This window comes from Gemmatimonas phototrophica (genome assembly GCF_000695095.2).
Lineage (GTDB): Bacteria > Gemmatimonadota > Gemmatimonadetes > Gemmatimonadales > Gemmatimonadaceae > Gemmatimonas > Gemmatimonas phototrophica.
The window spans coordinates 1,311,062-1,331,799 of sequence record NZ_CP011454.1; the positions used below are offsets into that span (position 1 = coordinate 1,311,062).

The 20,738-nt window shown below is 64.9% G+C and carries 13 protein-coding genes; 9 read left to right on the forward strand and 4 right to left on the reverse strand.

Annotated features, from left to right (window positions below):
• Positions 1 to 16 precede the first annotated feature (16 nt).
• Positions 17 to 742, forward strand: a complete 726-nt coding sequence (locus GEMMAAP_RS05505; protein WP_026849908.1) for a cytochrome c biogenesis CcdA family protein — start codon at positions 17 to 19, stop codon at positions 740 to 742.
• A 216-nt stretch (positions 743 to 958) separates the two neighbouring features.
• Here the strand turns inward: GEMMAAP_RS05505 and GEMMAAP_RS05510 are convergent, their stop codons facing one another.
• The gene (locus tag GEMMAAP_RS05510) at positions 959 to 2,788 is read right to left on the reverse strand and encodes an ABC transporter ATP-binding protein (protein WP_053334228.1); all 1,830 of its coding nucleotides are present in this window, start codon (positions 2,786 to 2,788) and stop codon (positions 959 to 961) included.
• Between GEMMAAP_RS05510 and GEMMAAP_RS20815 the strand changes: the two genes are divergently transcribed.
• Positions 2,787 to 3,647 carry a hypothetical protein gene (locus GEMMAAP_RS20815; protein ID WP_145979018.1) on the forward strand — a complete coding sequence of 287 codons (861 nt, stop codon included), beginning with the start codon at positions 2,787 to 2,789 and terminating at the stop codon, positions 3,645 to 3,647. The two genes, GEMMAAP_RS05510 and GEMMAAP_RS20815, sit on opposite strands and share 2 nt — an antisense overlap.
• 173 nt (positions 3,648 to 3,820) lie before the next feature.
• Here GEMMAAP_RS20815 and ggt read toward each other — a convergent pair whose 3' ends face one another.
• Both ggt and GEMMAAP_RS05525 read right to left on the reverse strand, forming a co-directional pair.
• Complete coding sequence (gene ggt, locus GEMMAAP_RS05520) at positions 3,821 to 5,638, reverse strand: gamma-glutamyltransferase (protein WP_043581044.1); 1,818 nt, start codon at positions 5,636 to 5,638, stop codon at positions 3,821 to 3,823.
• 21 nt (positions 5,639 to 5,659) lie between these two features.
• Positions 5,660 to 6,259: a hypothetical protein gene (locus GEMMAAP_RS05525; RefSeq protein ID WP_026849904.1), complete on the reverse strand. Its 600-nt coding sequence runs from the start codon at positions 6,257 to 6,259 to the stop codon at positions 5,660 to 5,662.
• 318 nt (positions 6,260 to 6,577) lie between these two features.
• Between GEMMAAP_RS05525 and murQ the strand changes: the two genes are divergently transcribed.
• The 3 genes from murQ to GEMMAAP_RS05540 are packed head-to-tail and all read left to right on the forward strand — an operon-like array spanning position 6,578 to position 10,184.
• The gene (gene murQ, locus GEMMAAP_RS05530) at positions 6,578 to 7,519 is read left to right on the forward strand and encodes an N-acetylmuramic acid 6-phosphate etherase (protein WP_026849903.1); all 942 of its coding nucleotides are present in this window, start codon (positions 6,578 to 6,580) and stop codon (positions 7,517 to 7,519) included.
• A gap of 2 nt (positions 7,520 to 7,521) precedes the next feature.
• Entirely contained in the window at positions 7,522 to 8,709 is a 1,188-nt protein-coding gene (locus GEMMAAP_RS05535; RefSeq protein ID WP_026849902.1) for an anhydro-N-acetylmuramic acid kinase, read from the forward strand.
• Complete coding sequence (locus tag GEMMAAP_RS05540; RefSeq protein ID WP_053334226.1) at positions 8,706 to 10,184, forward strand: glycoside hydrolase family 3 protein; 1,479 nt, start codon at positions 8,706 to 8,708, stop codon at positions 10,182 to 10,184. Before GEMMAAP_RS05535 ends, GEMMAAP_RS05540 begins: the two co-directional genes overlap by 4 nt.
• Before the next feature lie 5 nt (positions 10,185 to 10,189).
• On the opposite strand, the gene GEMMAAP_RS05545 is transcribed toward GEMMAAP_RS05540, so the two are convergent.
• Positions 10,190 to 11,398 (reverse strand): PP2C family protein-serine/threonine phosphatase, encoded by a 1,209-nt coding sequence (locus tag GEMMAAP_RS05545; protein WP_158514746.1) that lies wholly within the window; start codon positions 11,396 to 11,398, stop codon positions 10,190 to 10,192.
• A 159-nt stretch (positions 11,399 to 11,557) separates the two neighbouring features.
• On the opposite strand from GEMMAAP_RS05545, the gene GEMMAAP_RS05550 reads away from it, so the two are divergent.
• From GEMMAAP_RS05550 to GEMMAAP_RS05565, 4 genes are all read left to right on the forward strand, one after another.
• Entirely contained in the window at positions 11,558 to 13,489 is a 1,932-nt protein-coding gene (locus GEMMAAP_RS05550) for an N-acetylmuramoyl-L-alanine amidase (protein WP_158514747.1), read from the forward strand.
• Positions 13,486 to 16,509: a PD40 domain-containing protein gene (locus GEMMAAP_RS05555; RefSeq protein ID WP_026849900.1), complete on the forward strand. Its 3,024-nt coding sequence runs from the start codon at positions 13,486 to 13,488 to the stop codon at positions 16,507 to 16,509. The genes GEMMAAP_RS05550 and GEMMAAP_RS05555 overlap by 4 nt, the downstream gene beginning before the upstream one ends.
• A gap of 218 nt (positions 16,510 to 16,727) precedes the next feature.
• Complete coding sequence (locus tag GEMMAAP_RS05560) at positions 16,728 to 17,225, forward strand: gamma carbonic anhydrase family protein (RefSeq protein ID WP_053334224.1); 498 nt, start codon at positions 16,728 to 16,730, stop codon at positions 17,223 to 17,225.
• A 569-nt stretch (positions 17,226 to 17,794) separates the two neighbouring features.
• Entirely contained in the window at positions 17,795 to 20,374 is a 2,580-nt protein-coding gene (locus GEMMAAP_RS05565; RefSeq protein ID WP_053334223.1) for a vitamin B12-dependent ribonucleotide reductase, read from the forward strand.
• Positions 20,375 to 20,738: the final 364 nt, after the last annotated feature.

Here is a 20,738-nt window from a genome sequence, read left to right on the forward strand (position 1 = left end):
TTTTCGCATATCGTCCGTGGCGCCTGAATCCTTAACTGTCCTCGTAGCCTTCACCGCCGGGTTACTCAGTTTCCTGAGTCCCTGTGTGCTGCCGCTGGTTCCGAGCTATGTCACGTTCATCACGGGCATGGGGCTGGACGATGTCTCGCGCGCCAAACGCGCCGCGCTCATTCACGCCTTGCTGTTCGTCTTGGGGTTCACCTTCATCTTCGTGGCGCTGGGGGCCGGCGCCAGCGCTTTTGGACAGTTGCTGCGCGAGTACCGCGTGTGGATTGCCCGTGTTGGCGGCGTAATGATGGTGCTGATGGGCCTCTGGATGCTGGATATCATCAAGTTCGGCGCGCTGCAGCAGGAGCGTCGCATGCACTTGAGCGACAAGCCACTGGGATACCTTGGCACAGTGTTCGTGGGCATTGCCTTTGGCGCGGGGTGGACGCCGTGTCTGGGGCCCACCCTCGGTGCCATTCTGCTGCTGGCGGCCAACGAAACGGAACTGAGCAAGGGAATCATGTTGCTCACGGCGTACTCCATGGGGCTGGCGGTCCCGTTCCTGCTCAGCGCCCTCGCCATTGAGAAGTTCCTCGGCTTCTTCCAGAAGTTCAAACACAACATTGGTCGCGTGAACCGCATTGCCGGCATCCTGCTCATTGTGGTGGGCGTGCTGATGCTCACCGGGTGGTTTGAGCGCCTCGCGGCGTTCCTGCAGCCGCTTACGCCGGCGTTCCTGGTGGAACGGCTGTAGTCGGTACGCCGGTGCAATGCTTTCGGCAATGATCGGGGCCTGCCGACTGTCAAGTGGAAAGCTCTCACAGAGGCATCCGAGGAAACAAAGGTCGCAGAGCGTACTCCACAGTTCTTGGGGGGGGCTCCGTGACCTCTGTTTCCTTGGATGCCTCTGTGATGGCTGTTCAACGCAAGCCCACCCCAAGCCACGACTGGCCTCACGCGAATTGTCGGCTCAGGCCGCCTCAATCGCGTCGAGCAACTGCTGGCGCTTGAGCAGGGTGGCGTAGCGGCCATTGCGAGCCAACAGTTCGTCGTGCGAGCCTTGCTCCACAATGCGACCGGCGTCGAGCACAATGATGTGGTTGGCATCGCGTACCGCACTGACTCGGTGCGACGTGATGATGGCGGTGCGGTCGGCGAGGGCGTCGCGCAGCCCGTGCAGAATGGCCGCTTCGGTTTGCGTGTCCACCGCACTCAGGGCATCGTCGAGCAACACCAGCGCCGGCGTACGGGCCAACGCGCGCGCCAGGGCCGTGCGCTGCTTCTGGCCACCGGACAGGTTGATGCCGCGTTCGCCAAGACGGGTGTCATAGGCGTCGGGGAGTGTGGCAATCGTTTCCGTGAGTTGGGCCGTTGCACTGGCCGCCACCATGCGCTCGCGAAGAGCGGGGTCGCGGTCGCCAAGTCCGTAGGTAATGTTCTCGCCCACGGTTTCGCTGAAGAGCAGCGCCTCCTGCGGGACATAGCCCATGAGTGCCCGCAACGTGGACAGCGGGAGGTCACGGATGTTCACGCCGTCGAGCAGAATGTCCCCTTCCTGCGGATCGAAGAGGCGCGGAATGAGATCCATGAGCGCGCTCTTCCCCGACCCGGTGGCGCCCACGATGGCCAGAGTATCGCCGGCGCCAATGGTAAAGGACACATCGCGCAGCACCCAACGTGGCGCAGCGGGTGCGGCGGATGTTGCTTCACGATTTGGCACAGGGTAGTGGAACGACACGTGCTGGAACTCGAGCGTATGCCCGCGTGTGGAGGGCGGCAGCGAGGCCGTGCCGGAGTCCTTCACCGAGACCGGTTCGGCGTGCAGCAATTCCAGCACGCGGGTCATGGATGCCGCGCCACGCTGGAACAGATTGGTGGTCCAGCCCAGCGCGATGAGCGGCCACGTGAGCATGGCGAGGTAAATGCCAAATGCAACGTATGCCCCCACCGTGAGCGTGCCATTGAGGAGCAAACGGCCGCCCACCCCAATGGTGACGGCACCACCGAGACCGGCCAACAGCGCGAAGCCGGGGCTCATGAGCCCATTGAGACGCGCCAGCCCCATGTTGGCTTCGAGGTACGCATCGCCCAGCGCGTTCCAGCGGGCGCTCTCGGCGCTTTCCTGACGATAGGCGCGCACAATACGAACGCCGGAGAGATTCTCCTGCGCCCGAGTGGTGAGCTGGCTGAATTGGCCCTGCGCGTCTTCAAAGCGCGCGTGCACCAGCTTGCCCAGGCGCAACATGAGAAACGGCAGCCCGACCATAGGCAGCAGCGCTGCCCCGGTGAGCAGCGGGGAAATGCGCAGCATCATGATGAGCGCAAAGAGCCCACCAAAAATGGTGTTGGTGAAGTACATGACCGCGGGGCCGGCAGCCATGCGAACGGCGCTCAGGTCATTGGTGAGACGTGCCATCACATCACCGGTACGCCAGCGCACGAACCAGCCGGCATCCAGCGTGGAGAGGCGGGCAAAGACATCCCGCCGCAGGTCGGTTTCGATGCGACGGCTCACCCCGTTGAGGGTGTAGCGCATGGTGAAGCGCAGGGTGCCACTCACGGCGGCCGTGATGAGCATCACCAAACCCAGCTGCAAAAGCTCGCGCGGTGTGGCGCCGCGGCCAATACTGTCGAGTCCACGCTGCAGAAAGGACGGGACGGTCGTGGTGAGTGCCGCCGATATAACTACCGATGCCAGCCCGGTCGCAACTTGTGCGCGGTACGGGTGGTAATATGGTACGAGGAGGCGCAGTGTTTTCCACGCCTGCTGTTTGTTCTCACCCACCGGGAGTTTGCCCATGCGTCAATATATTGGATCGACCCGTACGACCCTGATTCTTTCCTCTGTTGCCGTGATGGCGCTGGCTGCCTGCGGCGACAAGGGCGATAGCGGGGCGCTGGCCAGCGATTCGGCCCTCGGCCGCGATCTCGCCATGGCGCAGCAGGACAGCGTGCAGCCGCAGTTGCAGGACGTCCCCACCACGCCACCGCCTGAACCCACGCCGGTCGCTGCTCCGGCTCCGGCCCCCAAGCCGACGCCGCGTCCCACGCGTCCGGCCCCGCGCCCCACCACCACCCCGGCACCTGCCGCTCCGGCTCCGACGCCGGCTCCGGCCGCCGCGGCCACTGGCACGGTGGCCAGCGGGACCAGTATGAGCTTCGCTACCAACAGCAAGATCTGCAGCAACACCACCGCGGTGGGTGAGAAGTTCACGGCCGAGCTCACCGAGCCGGTGAATGCCACGAACGGCATCACCATTCCGTCGGGTGCGACGGGCACGTTTGAAGTGACCGAAGCGAAGACGGCGCAAAACAGCAACGACAACACGTTCCTGCGTGTGCGCCTCGTGTCGGTGCAGTACGGTGGCAAGACCTACCCGGCCGAAGCCACCGTGCAGACGGCGAGCACGGAGCGGGTGCGTAGCGCCACCAAGGGCACCGATGCCAAGAAGGTGGCTGGTGGCGCGATTCTGGGCGCCATTGCCGGTCAGGTGATTGGCAAGAGCACCAAGGGCACCGTGATTGGTGCGGCGGCGGGTGCCGCTGCCGGTACGGCCGCCGCGGCGGCCACCGCCAACTTTGACACGTGCCTCAACACCGGCGCGACGATTTCGGTCACGCTCGATGGCCCCATGACTGTTCGGCCGTTGGCGAACTAGTCCTTGGGCTGGAGCGCTGAGCAAGTCGGTGAACTGACAACTGATTTCTTCAACTGATCACTCAGCACTCTGACTGGAAACTGAAAACTCCCTGCGAACGGCGGGGAGTTTTCAGTTTCCAGTGGGAGTTGTCAGTCGTCAGTTGGAGTTTTCAGTTCTCAGTTTCAACGACCCTAGTACCCCACCGCGCCACCGGAGCGGCGCGGTTCGGGGAGGCCTTCCCAGCCGCCTTTCACGCGCATGATGGCATTGACGTTCACGAGACTGCGCAGTTCGCGCATGCCGTGACCAAAGCCGCGCAGCGAATCGAGCACGGCGGGGCGAATGCCGCCGGCTTCGAAGGTGAGCGAGTCGGGGAGCGCCTGATGATGAACACGAGGCGCGCGCATGGCGTCGCCCAGTGACATGCGGTGCTCAATCACGTTGAGAATGACCTGATTGGTGCCGGTAATGATGGTGGGGCCACCGGCCGCGCCAACCACCAGCAACACCTGATTCTGCGGATCGAGCACAATCGTGGGCGACATGGCACTCAGCATGCGTTTGCCGGGCTGAATGGCGTTGGCTTCTCCCTGCACGAGCCCGAACATGTTGGGCTTGCCGGGCTGCGCGGCAAAGTCATCCATCTCATCGTTGAGCAGGAAGCCGGCGCCGCGCACCCACACGCTGGAGCCCCATGAGTTGTTGAGCGTCGTGGTGGTCGCCACCGCGTTCCCCTTGGCGTCCACTACGGAATAGTGCGTGGTGTGCTCCGGTTCACGCGCGGCCTGTTGCATGGCCGGTTCCAGCTCCCGCGTGGGCGTGGCACGGGTATCCGCAATCGTGGCGCGCAAACGGGCCGCATACGATTTGCTCGTGAGTTGCGCGAGTGGCACCGGGACAAACGCCGGGTCGGCCAGCTTGGCGTTGCGATCGATGAACGCCCGCTGATAGGCGCTGCCCACCAAATGGAACCAGCGCGTGCTGCCATAGGCCGGCAACGTGGGATACTGCTCCAGCACGTTCATGGCCTCCGCCATCGTTACCCCACCGCTGGACGACGGTGGCATGGAGAGCATTCCGTATCCGCGATACGTGGTGCGAATGGGCGTGCGCCATACTGGCGTGTAGGCGGCGAGATCCGCCTTACTGATGATCCCTCCGCCCCGCTGCATTTCTCCCACCAGCGAGTCGGCAATCCACGACGTATAGAACGCTTTCGCGCCCTGCTCGGCAATGGCTTGCAGGCTGCGCGCCAGATCGGGTTGCACGAGGCGGGCACCCGCCGTCAGCGCCTTGCCATTGGGAGTAAAGGGCGTTTCGCGCTGGTAGCGCACCATGGTATTGGCCGCGCGGGCAATGGAGCCCGCGAGCGCGGTGTCCACCACAAAACCGTCACGCGCCAACCGAATGGCTGGTTGCATGACCGTCTTGAGTGGCATGGTGCCGTAGCGTTCGAGCAGGGCGGTGAGCCCGGCGACCGCTCCGGGAACGCCCGAGGCGAGATGCCCATAGATGCTCTTGTCGGTGAGCTTGCCGTTGGCGTCGAGATACATGTCGCGAGTGGCCGCCAGCGGTGCCACTTCGCGGTAATCAATGGCTGCGGCGCGACCGTCCGCCATGCGCACCACCGTGTATCCGCCGCCGCCAATGTTGCCGGCTTCCGGCCACGTCACGGCGAGGGCAAAGCCGAGCGCCACGGCCGCGTCTACGGCATTCCCCCCCTGCTTCATGATGTCCGCCGCCGCCGCACTCGCTTCGGGGCTATTGCTTACCGCCATCACCTGTGGTGCAAAGCTGGCCCCCGCGCCGGTGGGCAGGCGCCATCCCTCGGGGAACTGCGCCGGTTGACGCGCTGGAATGGCCGGATCGCCGAGTGGGCGCACGACCGCCGTCGTGGCCACGTCCGGCGTGGCGGACGATTGCGCACACGCCGCCAGTAGACTGCTCACAACCAGGAGCGAGGGCAGCGCCACGACTGGGCGGCGAAGGCGGAGAGGAGGGAAGGACATACGCAACGGGGAGAGAGTTTGTCAGAACTTGAAGCGGAGTGCCGCGCGCGTGGCGCGGGTGCGGTAGGTACGGCCCGTGCCCTCGGGGAGATTGTCCTTGGCGTGCCAACCCATGCCGAAATCCTGCACCAGCGTGAGCACCATTCCCGGGGACAGCGCGTAGCCAAAGCCGAAGCCCAGCGAGCCGGCGACATCCAGCTGCATATCCGCGTCGGCCAGCGCTTCTTTCGTGTCTTTTGTACGGAGATTGCGGAAGCCATTCACACCGCCTTGTCCTTCGAAGAAGGTGTGAAAGCCATCGCCCCCACCGCTGCGGAATTGTCCCATGAGCGACCAGGTCTCGATTTGCGCTTCACAGCTGTCTACGCAAATGGCGCCGGGGGCCGGGTCCACTACTCCGGTATTGGGGAGCCGCGCGACGTTCACGTCCACCACCCCGTAGCCCACCGAGATACCCAGCGTGCTCATGGGGTCGATGGCCTTTTCGAGGGTCCCGCGCAGCTGCCAGAGCGGGTCCTTGCCGAAGCTCCACAGCTTGCCGCTGGCGCCGTCGCTGATGTCGTTGATGACCATCCCGGCGGCGCCGCCGGAAAACCACCACCCCTGGCTGGGGCCGCGCATCTGCCCACCAACGGGGGGTCGCCCACGGATCTGAGCTACAGCCGGGCTGGCCACCGCAAGCGTCAGTAGCAGACAAGACAGCAGGGGGACCAACACAGGGCGCACAGCAAGGCGCCGCAGGGGGCGCGCCGTCGCGCGCTGGATGGCAAAAACCGGGTTCAAGGCGACTCCGAGGTTGACCTTCCGTTAAGTTTCCCGAGCGTCCCACACGTCCGGTAGCCTGCATGCACACGGTAAGTACCGTGCAAGCTACTGATGCGCGGCCCGGGACGCTGTGCGCGACGCCCATTTCGTCCGCCCGTCCTTCAGCCCATCTCCGTGTCTGCTCCGACGCTTGACCCCCGGGTCACTGAACGTCGTAATCCGCGCACTGCCGATATCGATCTTGCGTCGCCGTTGGCGATCGTGGATCTGATGACCGGTGAGGATCGCGGTGTGGTTGATGCCGTGGTCTCGCAGCGCGAGCCCATTGCCCGCGCCATTTCGGCCATTGAAACCGCATTCCGCAGCGGACGACGACTGCTCTATGTCGGAGCGGGTACCTCGGGACGCCTTGGCGTACTCGACGCCAGCGAATGTCCGCCCACCTTTGGTACCAATCCCACCATGGTGGTGGGGATCATTGCCGGTGGGGATCACGCGCTGCGCAATCCCATTGAAGGCGCCGAGGATAGCCCCGTGGAAGGGGCGGCCCAGATGGATGTGCATCATGTACAGGCAGGCGATGTGGTAGTCGGCATTGCCGCGAGCGGCACGACGCCATTCGTGCGCGGCGCCCTCCTGCGCGCGCGTGAACTGGGCGCTACGACCGCCCTGTTGGCGTGCAGTGAGCCCCCACCGGCCATGCGCGACGCGGCTGATATTCTCATGCTGCCCATTGCCGGGCCGGAAGTGTTGACGGGCTCCACGCGGCTCAAGGCCGGTACCGCGACGAAGCTGGTGCTCAATATGCTGACCACCGGTGCGATGATTCGCATTGGCAAGAGCTACGGCAATCTCATGGTGGATTTGCGGGCCACCAATGTAAAGCTGCAGGACCGTGCCGAGCGTATCGTGTGTGAGGTTACGGGACTCCCGCGCGACGACGCACACACGTTGCTGCAGCAGGCCGACGGGCGCGTAAAGCGCGCGCTGGTGATGCACGCGCTGCAGGTCGACGCGGCGACCGCCGATGCCCGACTCGCCGACGTGGGTGGGGTTATCCGCAAGCTGTTGCCGCAGGCCCCGCCGACGGTGCCTGTCACGGCCACGGGCGCTTGAGCATGGCGCTGCCTGCCAACGCGCAGATTCTGGTGGGGGTCATGTCGGGCACGTCGCTCGATGGCATCAGTGCCGCCGTGGCGGCGTTTTCCGACGATGCCTCGGGGCGGCCGCGTGCCTCGTTGTTGCACTACACGCAGCGCGACTACACCCCCGAGGAACGGGCACGGTTGGCTGCGGCCATGCATGAGGGCAGTGCGCGCGAGTATTGCCGGCTGAGTGCCGATCTGGGCGTGTGGCTGGGCGAGGCGGCGGCGACGGCCATGCAGGGGGCTGGTGTGGCGCCCGCCGATGTCCGCGCGATTGCCTCGCACGGACAGACGCTCTGGCACGAACCAGGACACAGCACGTGGCAACTGGGCGATGCCGCGCGCATTGCCGAGTGCACCGGGTGTGCGGTGGTGTCGGATTTTCGCACGCGTGACATGGCAGTAGGCGGACAGGGAGCGCCGTTGGTGCCGATGGCCGACGTGATGCTCTTTGCCCACGACCACGAGTGGCGCGCGTTGCAGAACATCGGCGGCATTGGCAACGTGACCATGGTGCCGCCAGCCAGCAGCGCCAGTGATGTGCGCGTCCGCGCCTTTGATACGGGACCCGGGGTGGTGATCATGAACGGCGTCATGCAGCGCCTGTTCAATCGCCCCTTCGATCAGGATGGCGCCATTGGGGCGTCGGGGCGCGTGTTGGAGACGGTGGTGCGAACGTTGCTCGATCTGCCGTATCTGCAGGAGGCCCCGCCCAAAAGCACGGGTCGGGAACTGTTCACGCCGGCGTTCATCGACGACGTGATTGCCCAGTGCACTGCGGCTGGTGGATCGCCGGCCGATGTTGTGGCCACGGCCACGGCGTACACGGCAGCGACCATCGCCGACCAATACATGCGTTTTCTCAGCGAACACCCGCATGATGTGGTGGTGTCCGGCGGCGGCGCGCACAATCCGTTTCTCGTACGGTGCCTTGAAGGCGCGTTTGCGTGGCATGGGGAGCGGTTTGCGCGCCCAGTGCCGCACGTTCGCCTGTTTGATGATCTGTTTTTCGATGCCGAAGCCAAAGAGGCCGTGGCCTTTGCGCTGCTCGGTTACCTTCATCTCACCGGACGGCCTGGGAATGTGCCCAGCGCGACCGGTGCGCGTGCCCCGCGTGTGTTGGGTGCACTGACTCCCGTTGCTTTGAGTGAGAAGTCATGAGCGAACAGTCGCGTCGCGACCTCGCGCAGTTGTTGCTGCCGGTTATCAAGTGGACCCCTGAGCGTGGCTTCTCCGAAGCGCGCCCGCTTATTGATCATGCGCTGTCGCTGGGGGTTGGCGGGTTCCTGCTGTCCGGCGGCGAACAGGATGGCGTGCGGGCACTGTCGAAGGAGCTGCAGCTCAAGTCGAAGCATCCGTTGCTGCTGGCGGCGGAACTTGAGCGCGGCGCGGGGCAACAGTTTGCCAGTGCCACCGGGTTGCCGCCGTTGGCCGCCATCACCGCGCTGGGGGATATCGAATCGTTGCGCCGCGCCGCGCGCCTTACGGCACGTGAAGCGCGTACGATGGGGGTGAACTGGAACCTCGCGCCGGTGTGCGATTTGGATCTGCTCACCGAGAACCCCATTGTAGGCACGCGCGCCATTGGCAGCGACGCGCGCAAAGTGGCGCAGCTGGTGCAGGCGTGGATCGAAGCCACGCAAGCCGAAGGAGTGATGGCGTGTGCCAAGCACTTCCCGGGGTTGGGGCGCGCGATCAGCGATCCGCATCGGGAAGCGCTGGCGGTGGATACCCCGGCCGATCAACTCAAAGAGTTGGACCTGCATCCCTTCCGCGCGGCCATTACCGGCGGCGTGGCGAGTGTGATGACGGCGCATGTGGCGTATCCGGCGCTCGATTCCAGCAAGGTACCGGCCACCCTGTCGCGCGAAATTCTCCAGTGGCTGCTGCGTCAGCAACTCAAGTTTGAGAATCTCATTGCGTCGGATGCCATGACCCTGCCTGGGGTGACCGACGGACGCTCGGTGGCTGAGGCCTGTGTGCAGGCGCTGCGCGCCGGCTGCGATGTGCTGATTGCTCCGGGCGATCTGGATACCACACTGGATGCGCTGGAAAAGGCGCTCGATGATGGCACGCTCGATCCCGAGCGCGTCAAGCAGTCGGTGCGGCGTCGTCTCAAGTGGGCGCAATGGGTGTCGCCGCCCAACGATTGGCGCCGTCCGAGTGGGGCCGACACCGCGTGGGGTGCGTTGCTCGCAGACAAGGTGTTGCGCATTGAGCAAGGGCCGGTGCCGCCCATGGCGGGCGTCACGGAAGTAGCGCTGGTGGATGACGACGACGATGTGGACGGCCGGCGCGCCGACCGGACCGGCATTGTGGAAGCGATGCGACTGGCCGGCAACGATGCGCGCATTGTGAGCGCACCCACCACCGCGAGCGCGGGGCCGTTTGTCATTGCGTTGTTCGCCGACTATCTGCCGAACAAGGGGCGCTTCACCCTGCGGGACGACACCATTGCCGCCGTGCAGGCGTTGGCGGCGCAGGCGGAGGCCATGCAGCGCCCGGTGGTGCTGGTGGGGTTGGGCGACCCGCGGTGGGTGCAGCAGTTGGGCATGTCGGTGCCCACGATCATTGCGTGGAGCGGCGACCGCGTGATGCAGCAGGCGGCCGGGCGTGGGCTACTGCGCAAGAAATAGCGCGGTCAGCCCTTGGTGAGTTGCATGGCGGTCCATGCCACGGCCGCCAACGCCACGGCACCCAGCAGAATGAACAGGGGCTGCACGGTGCGCTTGCGCTGTTCAATCACCGGCGCCGGCAGCGGCGCCGAAAGAGGAATGGCCTTGGTGGCGTCAATGTCGCGCTGCGCCTGGTCGGCTTCCCGTTGCTCTGAGCGGGTGGGCATGCGCACCCCTTGGCGCGGCGTGGGATCGCTCTTGATGGCCGGGCGCGGTGTGCGGGGGGTGACCTGCATCTCGCGCGTCTGGTCGTTCAGGGTGCCCGAGAGCGGAAAGGCGTTGTAGCCAATGCTGTCGGTGGCAATGGACGCGTCGAGGGCACTTCCTTCGAAACGCACCGCAATCACGGTGATGTTGTCCGGCCCACCACGGGCATTCGCCTGATCGATCAGACTGCGGCACACGACCCGCACATCGGACTCGTGGGCCGTGAGCGCGGCAATTTCGTCGGCGCGGACCAGTCCTGAGAGGCCGTCGCTGCACAAAATCAGCGTATCGCCCTTCCGCAACTGCTGGTGCGTCAGGTCCACGATGACCTGATCTTCGGGGCCCAGCGCCTGCAGAATGATGTTGCGACGGTCGCTCACTTCCGCTTCTTCGGGCGTGAGCTCGCCGGCCTCCACCAGCCGCTGCATGAGCGACTGATCTTTGGTGAGCTGCCGGGCTAACCCGTCGCGCACCATATAGGCCCGACTGTCGCCCACCTGCACCATGTACAGACGATCGCCCAGCAAGCCGGCAATGGTGGCGGTGGTGCCCATGCCGCGGTGTTCGGGATTTTCCCGAGCGTGTTGGTGTATGCGCGTGTTGGCCATCATGGTGGCATCGCGCAGCGCTTCGGCAAAGGCGGTCGGCTTGGTGCTGCCTGTCTTGGACCACGAGGCGCGCAGCCCCTCGAGGACGAGATCGCCCGCCATTTTGCTGGCCAGTTCGCCGGACGCTGCCCCACCCATGCCGTCCGCCACCAGAAAGAGGAGGCCGTGGGCATCAGCGGTGATTTCATGGTACCCCGCGTCAAAGCTCAGCGCCGATCCGGACTCCAGATCGGCCACAAGGAACGTGTCCTCGTTGTGCTCGCGCGATTGTCCCACGTCCGTCAGCGCGAAGACACGGGCGACGACTCGGCGGTCGCCACTCGGGTGCACTGAATGGGAATCGAAGGGGGAAACTGTCACAGCGTCTTGGTGCAGGCCATTGCGTTCGTAGGTGGACGACCGCCACATACGGACGGGATCGCGGGAGGTTGCACCCGCGAACCGATTTGCGGAAGCCTCTAAATAATGAGGACGGCTTCAAGATGGCCCACGTTTCATCCCCGGGTCAAATTCGGAGATATGCGGAGACCCCCTGTTTTTTCTCCGGTCGTCACCCTGACGGCCGTGATCTGGCCCCTGTTGGCCCTCGTGACCCTCGGTGCCTGCCGGAGTGGGGCGCCGCCAACGGGGGCCTCTGGCCCTATCCGGTCCGGCGGGGCTCCGGCCTTGGCGGTGGGGCTTCCCCCGGTTCCGGAGCTCCGAGGGGCTCCCCTGTCGGTCACGGTCCGCTATCCGGGGGCCAACCAGCTGCTCACTGCCCGCGACTCCAATTTTGTCCTGGGGTCGGTGGGGTCGGGAGACGCGACGCTGCAGATCAATGGCGTGGCGGTGCCGGTGGCCGCCAATGGGGCGTTTCTGGCCTGGCTGGCCGTCCCAGCGCCGGCCAGCCCTCGTTATGTGCTGCAGGTGGTCCGTGGGGCCGACACGGTGCGGAAAACGGTGCCCGTGCGCTTTCCGGTCCGTCGCGCACTGAGTGGGGTGGGGCGGCTGCAGGTGGATAGCGGCTCGCTGGCGCCCGGGCGTGGTGTGTGGGCACTTGGGGGTGACCCGCTTCGGGTGAGCCTGCGGGCCCCCCGCAACGCCACGGCGTGGGTCATGGGGGCTGACAACCAGCGTTGGCCGCTGGTGTCTGCCGCCGGTCCTCTGCCGGCAGGGGCCGACTCCACGGGCGATGTGGCCACGGTCTTTGCCACCGATCTCACGGCGGCCCTCCTGGCGGATAGCCTGCGGCCGGCCCGCCTCTTGGTCGCGCGGGGGCGCGATACCGTGTCGTTGCCCATTCCCGCTGTGCGGGCGTTGCCTGCGCCGCAACGGCAGTTGGGCGTGCTGCAGTCGGCCAACCGGGTGGGGAGCGACAGTGACCGGGTGGTCAGTGCCCGCACGATTGTTGGGGGCACGTACAAGTGGCAGCTGCTACCCGGCACGGTGCTGGAAGTCACGGGTCGTCAGAACGGCTTTACGCGCGTGCGACTGGACAACCAGCTCGACGTGTGGGTGGACAGCGACGAGCTGACACTGTTGCCGGAGGGGACGCCGCTACCGCGTCGGGTGACAGGCGGATTCCGCTTTATGCCGAACGCCGAGTACGTGGATATGGTGATCGGGACGGGAGACCGTCCTGGGCATCACGTGGAGGCCGAGGGCAACACCATTACCCTCACGCTGTATGGGGTGCAGGCCAATCCGGAGATTTCGCCAATCCTCGGGAACGACACGCTCGTGCGTCGCATGGTGTGGGAACAGGTCAGCAGCGATCGCGTGAAGGTGACACTGGTGTTGTCACAACCAGCGTACGGTTGGCTGTCGTTGTGGGACGACGCACGTCGTGCATTTGTGCTGCGCGTGCGGCGCCTGCCGACTATCGACGCGGCGCACCCATTGCGCGGCTTGACCATTGCGGTGGATCCCGGCCACCCGCCAGCCGGTGCCACCGGACCCACAGGGCTGTACGAGGGCGACGCGGTCTTTCCCGTGGGGCTCAAGGTGGTGGAGCTGCTCCGACTGCGGGGCGCCAACCCGGTTATCACGCGCACCAGTCTGGCGCCGGTGGGACTGACCGAACGCGGTGTGCAATCGCGACGGGAAAACGCGCATGCGTTTGTCTCGGTGCATCTCAACGCGCTCCCCGATGGAGTGAATCCGTTCACGGCCAACGGGACCAGCACGCTCTTCTATCACAACGCCAGTGAGCCTCTGGCGCGTGATGTGCAAACCGCCCTGCAGGCACGCTTCGGTTTGCGTGATCTGGGGGTGCACTACCAGAACCTGGCCGTGGCGCGGCCGAGCTGGTACCCCAGTGTGCTGGCGGAGGGGTTGTTCCTCATGATCCCTGAACAGGAGGCGGCCATGCGCAACGAAGCCTTTCAGCTGACGTATGCCGAAGGGTTGGTGGAAGGGTTGGAGCGGTACTTCCGTCGCCTGGCGACACCGGCTGCGGAACGCACGCCATGAACGCGAAGGTTGCGGCAACGTGGAAGGTGCTCACGCTGCGTCTTGTCCTCCTGACCGCCGTCCTGCTGCTCCCTGGTGTTGGAGACGGACTGCACGCGCAGGTCGATCCCCGCGGGCCCGTGCGGACCATCTCCACGACGCATCTGCGCGTGCACTTTCCCGCCCGCCTCGATTCACTGGCGCGGTTGGCAGCCGTGTATGGGGAAACGGCGTACGGACAAATGTCGCGCGAGTTGGCCGCTCCGCGCGGCGTGATTGATCTGCTGCTCATCGACAACACGGATGTGAGCAACGGCTATGCGCAGGTGTTCCCCACCAATCGGGTGGTCATCTATGCTGTGCCGCCGGTCGCCACGCGTGAACTGCGTTTTCACGATGACTGGCTGCGCCTCGTCATCACGCACGAGCTGGCGCACATTTTTCACATTGATCGGGCGCGCGGCGTGTGGCGACTGGGCCGCGCGGTGTTTGGGCGCAATCCGCTGTTCTTTCCCAACGCCTATACGCCCAGTTGGGTGAAGGAAGGCCTGGCCGTCCACTACGAGAGTGCACTCACCGGCAGTGGTCGGCTGGTGAGTACCGAGTTTCCCGTCTTGTTGCACGCGGCCGCACGCGACAGTGCGTTGATCCCACTGGGGCGGTGGAGTCTCAGTACCACCCGCTTTCCGCGAGGACAGGTGGCGTATGGGTACGGTTCATTGCTGATGCGCGGTGCCGTCGCGACGGCGGATTCCGCCGGTGGCGCGTTGGGGATGCGCCGCTTTGTGGAGGCGACGGCGTCCCAGATCGTGCCGTTCCGGTTGCAGCGGAACGCCCGCGTGGGGTTTGGCTCCTCCTTTTCGACGTTGTGGACCCGGTTTGCCGATTCGGTAATGCGTTCGGCGAGTGGCAGCGCGGTGCCGCGCGCTGGCGATGCCCGCTGGCGCGTGGTGAGCACCGACGGCTGGTACGCGGCGGCTCCGCGCTGGCTGGGGGCCGATAGCGTGGTGTGGAGCGCCAGCAACGGCCGCGAGGTCACCGGGCTGTATGTGGCGTCGGTGGCCGGAGGCCCCGCACGACGGGTGGCCTGGCGCAATGGCCTGGACGTGAATGTCCCACTGGATTCGACACTGGATTCCCTGGTGTTTGCCCAGCTGGAACGTCGCGATGCGTATATCACGCGCAGTGACCTGTATCGTCGTCAGGGCACACGGGAGTTCCGCCTGACACATGGTGCCCGGCTCACGCAGCCCGATGTACGGCACGACGGCAGTATTGTGGCGGTACAGTTGGGTGCGAACAGCAGCCGGCTGGTGCGGGTGAGCGCCACCGGCGACGCCATCACGCCGTTTACAGCCGAACGTACGGGAGAACGTTGGGCCGACCCTCGATGGTCGCGTAGCGGGACCGAGGTGGTGGCGGTGCAGCTGTTGCCCACAGGCGAGCAGCGGGTGGTGGTGTTGGATATCACCGGGGAGCTGCGCGCCGTGATTGCCAGTGCGCGCGGGGTATTGGCGAGTCCGTCGTTTACGCCGAACGGTACTCGGGTGGTATGGGCCAGTGATCGCAGTGGTCGCATGCAGGTGGAGACGGCGCCGCGCGGGGACACGGCCGTGGTGGATACGAGCGCCTGGCGCATGGTGAGCGGTGTCGTAACACAGGTAAGCGCAGATGGCGCGGCCGTGTATGAGCCAAGCGTCTCACCCGATGGTGCGCACGTGGTGGCGCTGTTGCAACGGAGCACCGGATACCATGTCGCCGTGGCACCGCTGGATACGATGGGGCCCGCGGTTCGTGACGGGTGGTATGCCGCATCTCGTGGCGCGGTCGTGCCGGCCCAATCCGACTCTGTGCGCATCACGGCGCAGCCGAGTGTGAAGTACGCACCGGGGCGCCTGCTGCTGCCGCGGTACTGGTTGCCGGTGGTCGGTGAAGGGCGGGTGGGAAACGCCACCCTCGGAGTCTCGTCGAGCAGTGAAGACATCCTTGGGCGACATGTGTGGAACGCGAGTGTGCTGGTGGAGCCCACCACGCGGGAAATGGATGGTGGTGTGGCGTACCGCTACACCGGATTGGGCATGCCCATTACCGATGTCTCCTTCAGTCAGGAATGGGACGGCACCTTTCTCGTTCGCAACGACAGCGGGGCGGCGCTGGGGACCGTGGCGCGCAAGCGGCGGTTCCTGACCGCGAGCAACACGTACATTGTGCCGCGCGTCCGATGGTCGGTGAGCACTACGGTGGGGCTGCAATACGAAATGCGGGACTTCACGGCCGAAGCCGACTCGGTCTTGGGGCCCGCCGATTCCGGCGTGCGGCTGGGGACGCGCTATCCCAGCTTTTTCCTCAATACCAGCTACAGCACCGCACGTCTGGCGTTGCGTGGTGTGAGTGTAGAAGAGGGGTTTACGCTCTCCAGCAGCACGGCCTACCGATGGCTGGAAGACAATCCGGAGAGCGGCTCGTTTCGCAGTGTGCTGACTGGACGCGGGTATGTGCCACTGGCCTTGCCGGGGTATGCTCGGCATGTATTGGCCGTGCGTGCCGCTGCGGGGTGGGCCGACAACAACACGCGTACCGAGTTCACGGTTGGCGGTACCAGTGGCGTGGCGTCGGAGGTTATTCCGGGCGTCGTGGTGGGTGATCCGGCGCGCACATTCCCGGTGCGCGGGACGGCTCCCGGCGTGCAGCGCGGGGCGCGCGCGCTGGCGGGGAGCATCGAGTACCGGGCGCCACTCATGATGTTCTCGCGATTGCCCAGTCCGTTCACGGTGTATGGCGATCGTTTGAGTGTGGCGCTCTTCAGCGATGCCGCGCGCGCGTGGTGTCCGGCCACGTTGCGCGCAAACACGGTGGTCTGTTTGCCCAACGGCGTGCGGGACGGTTGGCTGGCGAGTGCGGGTGCGGAGCTGATCGTTGATCTGGCGGTGCAGTATGATGTGCCATACCGCGTGCGGATCGGATCGGCTGTGCCGTATGCCGCGCCGGCGGGGGTGAGTCGGAAAGGGTCGTTCTACGTGACGCTGGGTGGGTATTTCTAGGCGGTGTAGTTGTTTCGCCGCCGTCATAGTGAACTGATGGCACGAAGGCATTCGAGGCATCCAAGGCAACAAAGGATGCCGTGCAGCACGCGCTAGAACTTGACCGTCGGTATCAACACATCACCTTGGTTGTCTTGGTTGCCTTGGCTGTCTTCGTGCCATCAGTTCGAGCCAACCCCGCTGCCGTTTCATCACTCTTGAACCTATCCGCACTCGATATGGCCGCTCCCTACATTCACGAATCCGCCGTCGTTCTCGGCGATGTGCACCTGGCCCCCGACACCAGCGTGTGGCCCACGGCCGTGCTGCGCGGTGATGTGGAACGCATCACCATTGGCGCGCGCAGCAATGTGCAGGACGGGGCGGTGATTCACGCCGATCCCGGCAAGCCCACGGTGGTGGGAGAGGACTGCGTGATTGGGCACCGCGCCATCGTGCACGGCAGTGTGCTGGAGGCGGGGGTACTGGTGGGTATGGGCGCCATTCTGCTCAACGGGGTACAGGTGGGCGCGGGGAGCATCATTGGCGCCGGGGCGGTGCTGACGGAGCACACGACGGTGCCGCCGGGGTCGCTGGTGCTGGGCGTGCCGGGCAAAGTGGTGCGGGCGGTGACCCAGGAACAGCAGGCGAGCACCCTCGTCAACGCCGCACGCTACGTGGCGCTGGCGCAGCGGCACCGTGCAGGCGAGCTGCGGCGCCAGGTGAACAACTCATAGCACCCGGCGGAGTGCTCGGAGGGCGGAGCACACGGGGAACGCACGTTGTTGCCTCTGTCCTCCGGGCCTCAAGGCTCTCCAATGGGTTGTGTCCATGTGCATGCAGGCAACTGTCAGCTGCCGAATGTGAATGCAGGCAAGCGGTCTCGGCCGAAGCGGAAATTGGCGCTTCGCAGGTCACAATTCTTTCTGGCGGGACAGTGTCGGATTGGTGCGCGACACCGAGTGCGCCAGAAAATGGCAAACTGCTACAGCGCAACCGGTTATGGCATGTCTTTCACACTGGCGACACCACGGGACGACCAGCGAGGCCGACGGGTTTCGTGCACGGCGGTTCATCAAACCGCACAAACATGTGTCTGGTGGACAACTGGATTGGTGCTGCACAAAAGTGATGTCCCATTTGCAAGTCGTGTCTCCGTATGGCGTTACAGTGCGACTTGCGCGGTCTCACGATTAGAGGCACCATACCGCCCCGCTGACGCCCAGCCCAATTGTGCTCGCGTCCGGGCCGGCGACGTCGCCCCCCCAGTGCAGTATGCCCCACGTTTACGCCCCAGGAGTCCCGAATGCCATTCGCTGCCACGCCCCCGGAAGGTCTGGTCACGCTGTCGCAAAACGCCCGTACGGTGCTCGACAAGCGCTACCTCGTAAAGGACAAGACCGGGAAGTCGGTGGAGAAGCCGGAAGACATGTTCTGGCGCGTGGCCACGGTGGTGGCGGAGGCTGACCGCCGGTATGGCGCCAGTGACGGGGCGGTGCAGGCATTGGCTGAGGAGTTCTACTTCCTCATGACGCAGCGTCGGTTTGAACCCAACTCGCCTACGCTCATGAATGCGGGGCGTCCCTTGGGACAACTTTCGGCGTGTTTCGTGTTGCCGGTGGAAGACGCCCTGAGCAACGGGCAGAACGGCATCTACGACTCGTTGCGCAGCATGGCGCTCATCCATCAATCAGGCGGCGGTACGGGCTTTTCGTTTTCGCGTCTGCGCAGCAAGGGGAGCATGGTGCGCAGCACGACCGGGGTGGCCAGCGGTCCCATTTCGTTCATGGAGCTGTATGACGCCAGCACGGATGCCGTAAAGCAGGGTGGCACGCGTCGCGGCGCCAATATGGGCATCCTGCGTGTCGATCATCCCGATGTGCTCGACTTTGTGGCCTGCAAGGAAGACCTCACCAAGATCACGAACTTCAACATCTCGGTGGGCATCACCACGAAGTTCATGGACGCACTCAAGGCCGACGGATCGTACGACCTGTACGACCCGGCCAACGGCGCCGTCGTGGCGCAGCTGCGCGCGCGCGATGTGTGGGACCGGATGATTCTGGGCGCGTGGCGTACCGGCGAGCCCGGGGTGTTCTTCATTGACGAGGCCAACAAGTACAACCCGGTGCCGCATCTGGGGGCGTATGAGGCCACGAACCCCTGTGGGGAGCAGCCGCTCCTTGCCTACGACGTCTGCAACCTCGGCTCGGTGAATCTGGGTTACTACGTGAGCAACGGCGTGGTGGACTGGGATGCCATGCGACGCGATATCGCGCTCAGCACGCACTTCCTCGACAACATCATCGACGTCAACAAGTATCCGCTTCCCGAAATCGACGCATTGAGCAAGCGTATCCGGCGCATTGGCCTTGGTGTGATGGGCTTTGCCGATATGCTCGTTCGTCTCGGCATTCCGTATGACAGTGCCGAAGGCGTGGAAATGGGGCGCCGGGTCATGGAGTTCCTTGATGTCGAAGGCAAGAAGGAAAGTGAGCGGTTGGCCAAGGATCGCGGCGCGTTTCCCGAATGGGCGCGCAGCATCTGGGGCCCCGATGAAACGTGCGCGCGCGATGCCAATGGCCAGCGGATTCGCCCCATGCAGCTGCTGCGCAATTGCAACGTGACGACGGTGGCGCCTACCGGCACCATCTCCATCATTGCCGGCTGCTCCAGCGGCCTGGAGCCGCTCTTTGCCGTGGCGTTCATGCGCAACCAGGCTGGCGTCATGATGCCCGACGTGAACGAAGATTTTGTGTCCATTGCCAAGCACGAGGGGTGGTACAGCGATGAGCTCATGGAGCGCATTGCCAAAACGGGGAGCGTGAGGCACGCCGAAGTGCCCGCCAAGTGGCAGGCGGTGTTCAACACGGCCAACAACATCTCCCCGGAGTATCACATCCGCATGCAGGCGGCCTTCCAGCAGCACTGTGACTCGGCGATCTCGAAGACCACCAACTTCAGTCACACCGCCACCGTAGATGACGTACGCGCCATTTACGAGATGGCGTACGACATGAAGTGCAAGGGTGTCACCGTGTACCGTGACGGCTCGCGCGATGGCCAGGTGCTCAGCACGGGCGCCACGGCCGACGCCGCCGCCAAGCGGGATGGCGCGCCGGTGGCGGCTGGTGCCGCCGAGGCCAAGCCGGAAGCGGCCAAGGAAGTGGCGGCGCTCAAGCGGGAGATGGGTGAACTGCAGGGCACCATCGCCGAATTGCAGAACGAACTTGATCGCACCAAGAAGGCGCTGTTCACGGCCGAAGCGGAGAACGCCAACCGCCGTGGCAAGCGTTCGCGCCCGGAGGTGATGCGAGGCACGACGTACCGCAAGGACACGCCGCTCGGCACGATGTTCGTGAATATCACCGAAGACGAAAAGGGGCAGCCGTTCGAGGTGTTCCTCAACCTCGGCAAGGCGGGTGGTAGTGCGATGGCCGATGCCGAAGCCATTGGGCGCCTCATTTCGCTGGCGCTGCGCAGCGGTATCTCCATGCAGGAGATTCATCGTCAGCTGCGTGGCATTTCCAGCGATCGTGCCGTGGGGCTCGGGCCGAACAAGGTGTTGTCGCTACCCGATGCGGTGGGCATTGCGCTGGAGCAGTGGTGGCGGGAGAAGCAGGGCGTGCAGACCGATATGCTGAGTGGCGGTGTCGTGGGTATGGGCACGTTGCCGCCGGCCAGCCTGTCGCCGCTCCCCACGCCCGCGGCCGGTGTGCCCATTACGCGTCCGCCCATGGCCGCCGAGCAGCTGCAGCCGCAGATCGATTTCGGCAGCGTTGGCGGTGAGGTGTTCATGGGGACGTGCCCCGATTGCGGCTCGCAGTTGGAGTTCGCCGAAGGGTGCGTGAAGTGCCACGTGTGTGGCTTCAGTGAGTGTGGGTGACGGTATTCCCTAGTGTCGGGACGTAGAAGTCTTTTGGCACCGTACGCAGAAGTTTCTTGACTGCCTCCTGAAAACGAGAGCGCCGCCGTCTGCAGTGACGGCGGCGCTCTGGCTTTCTCGGCCACTCGCGCTCAGGGTTGATCGTGATCAGTTCCCTCCGAGTTGGCCACGGCGGCCAGTAGCCATTCAAAGTCCACTAGCCATGAGCTGTACCCCGGTCCGCGATAGTCGGGTACGGCGTGCTGTCCCGCTTGAAGCGTTGCAATAGTGAGAACGGAGCGTTCGAGGTGCTCCCGGAGATTCCTGCAGCGCCCTCGTGAAGGGCCTCGGGTTCATGAGTAATGACCGGTTCTTGCGGACGAGC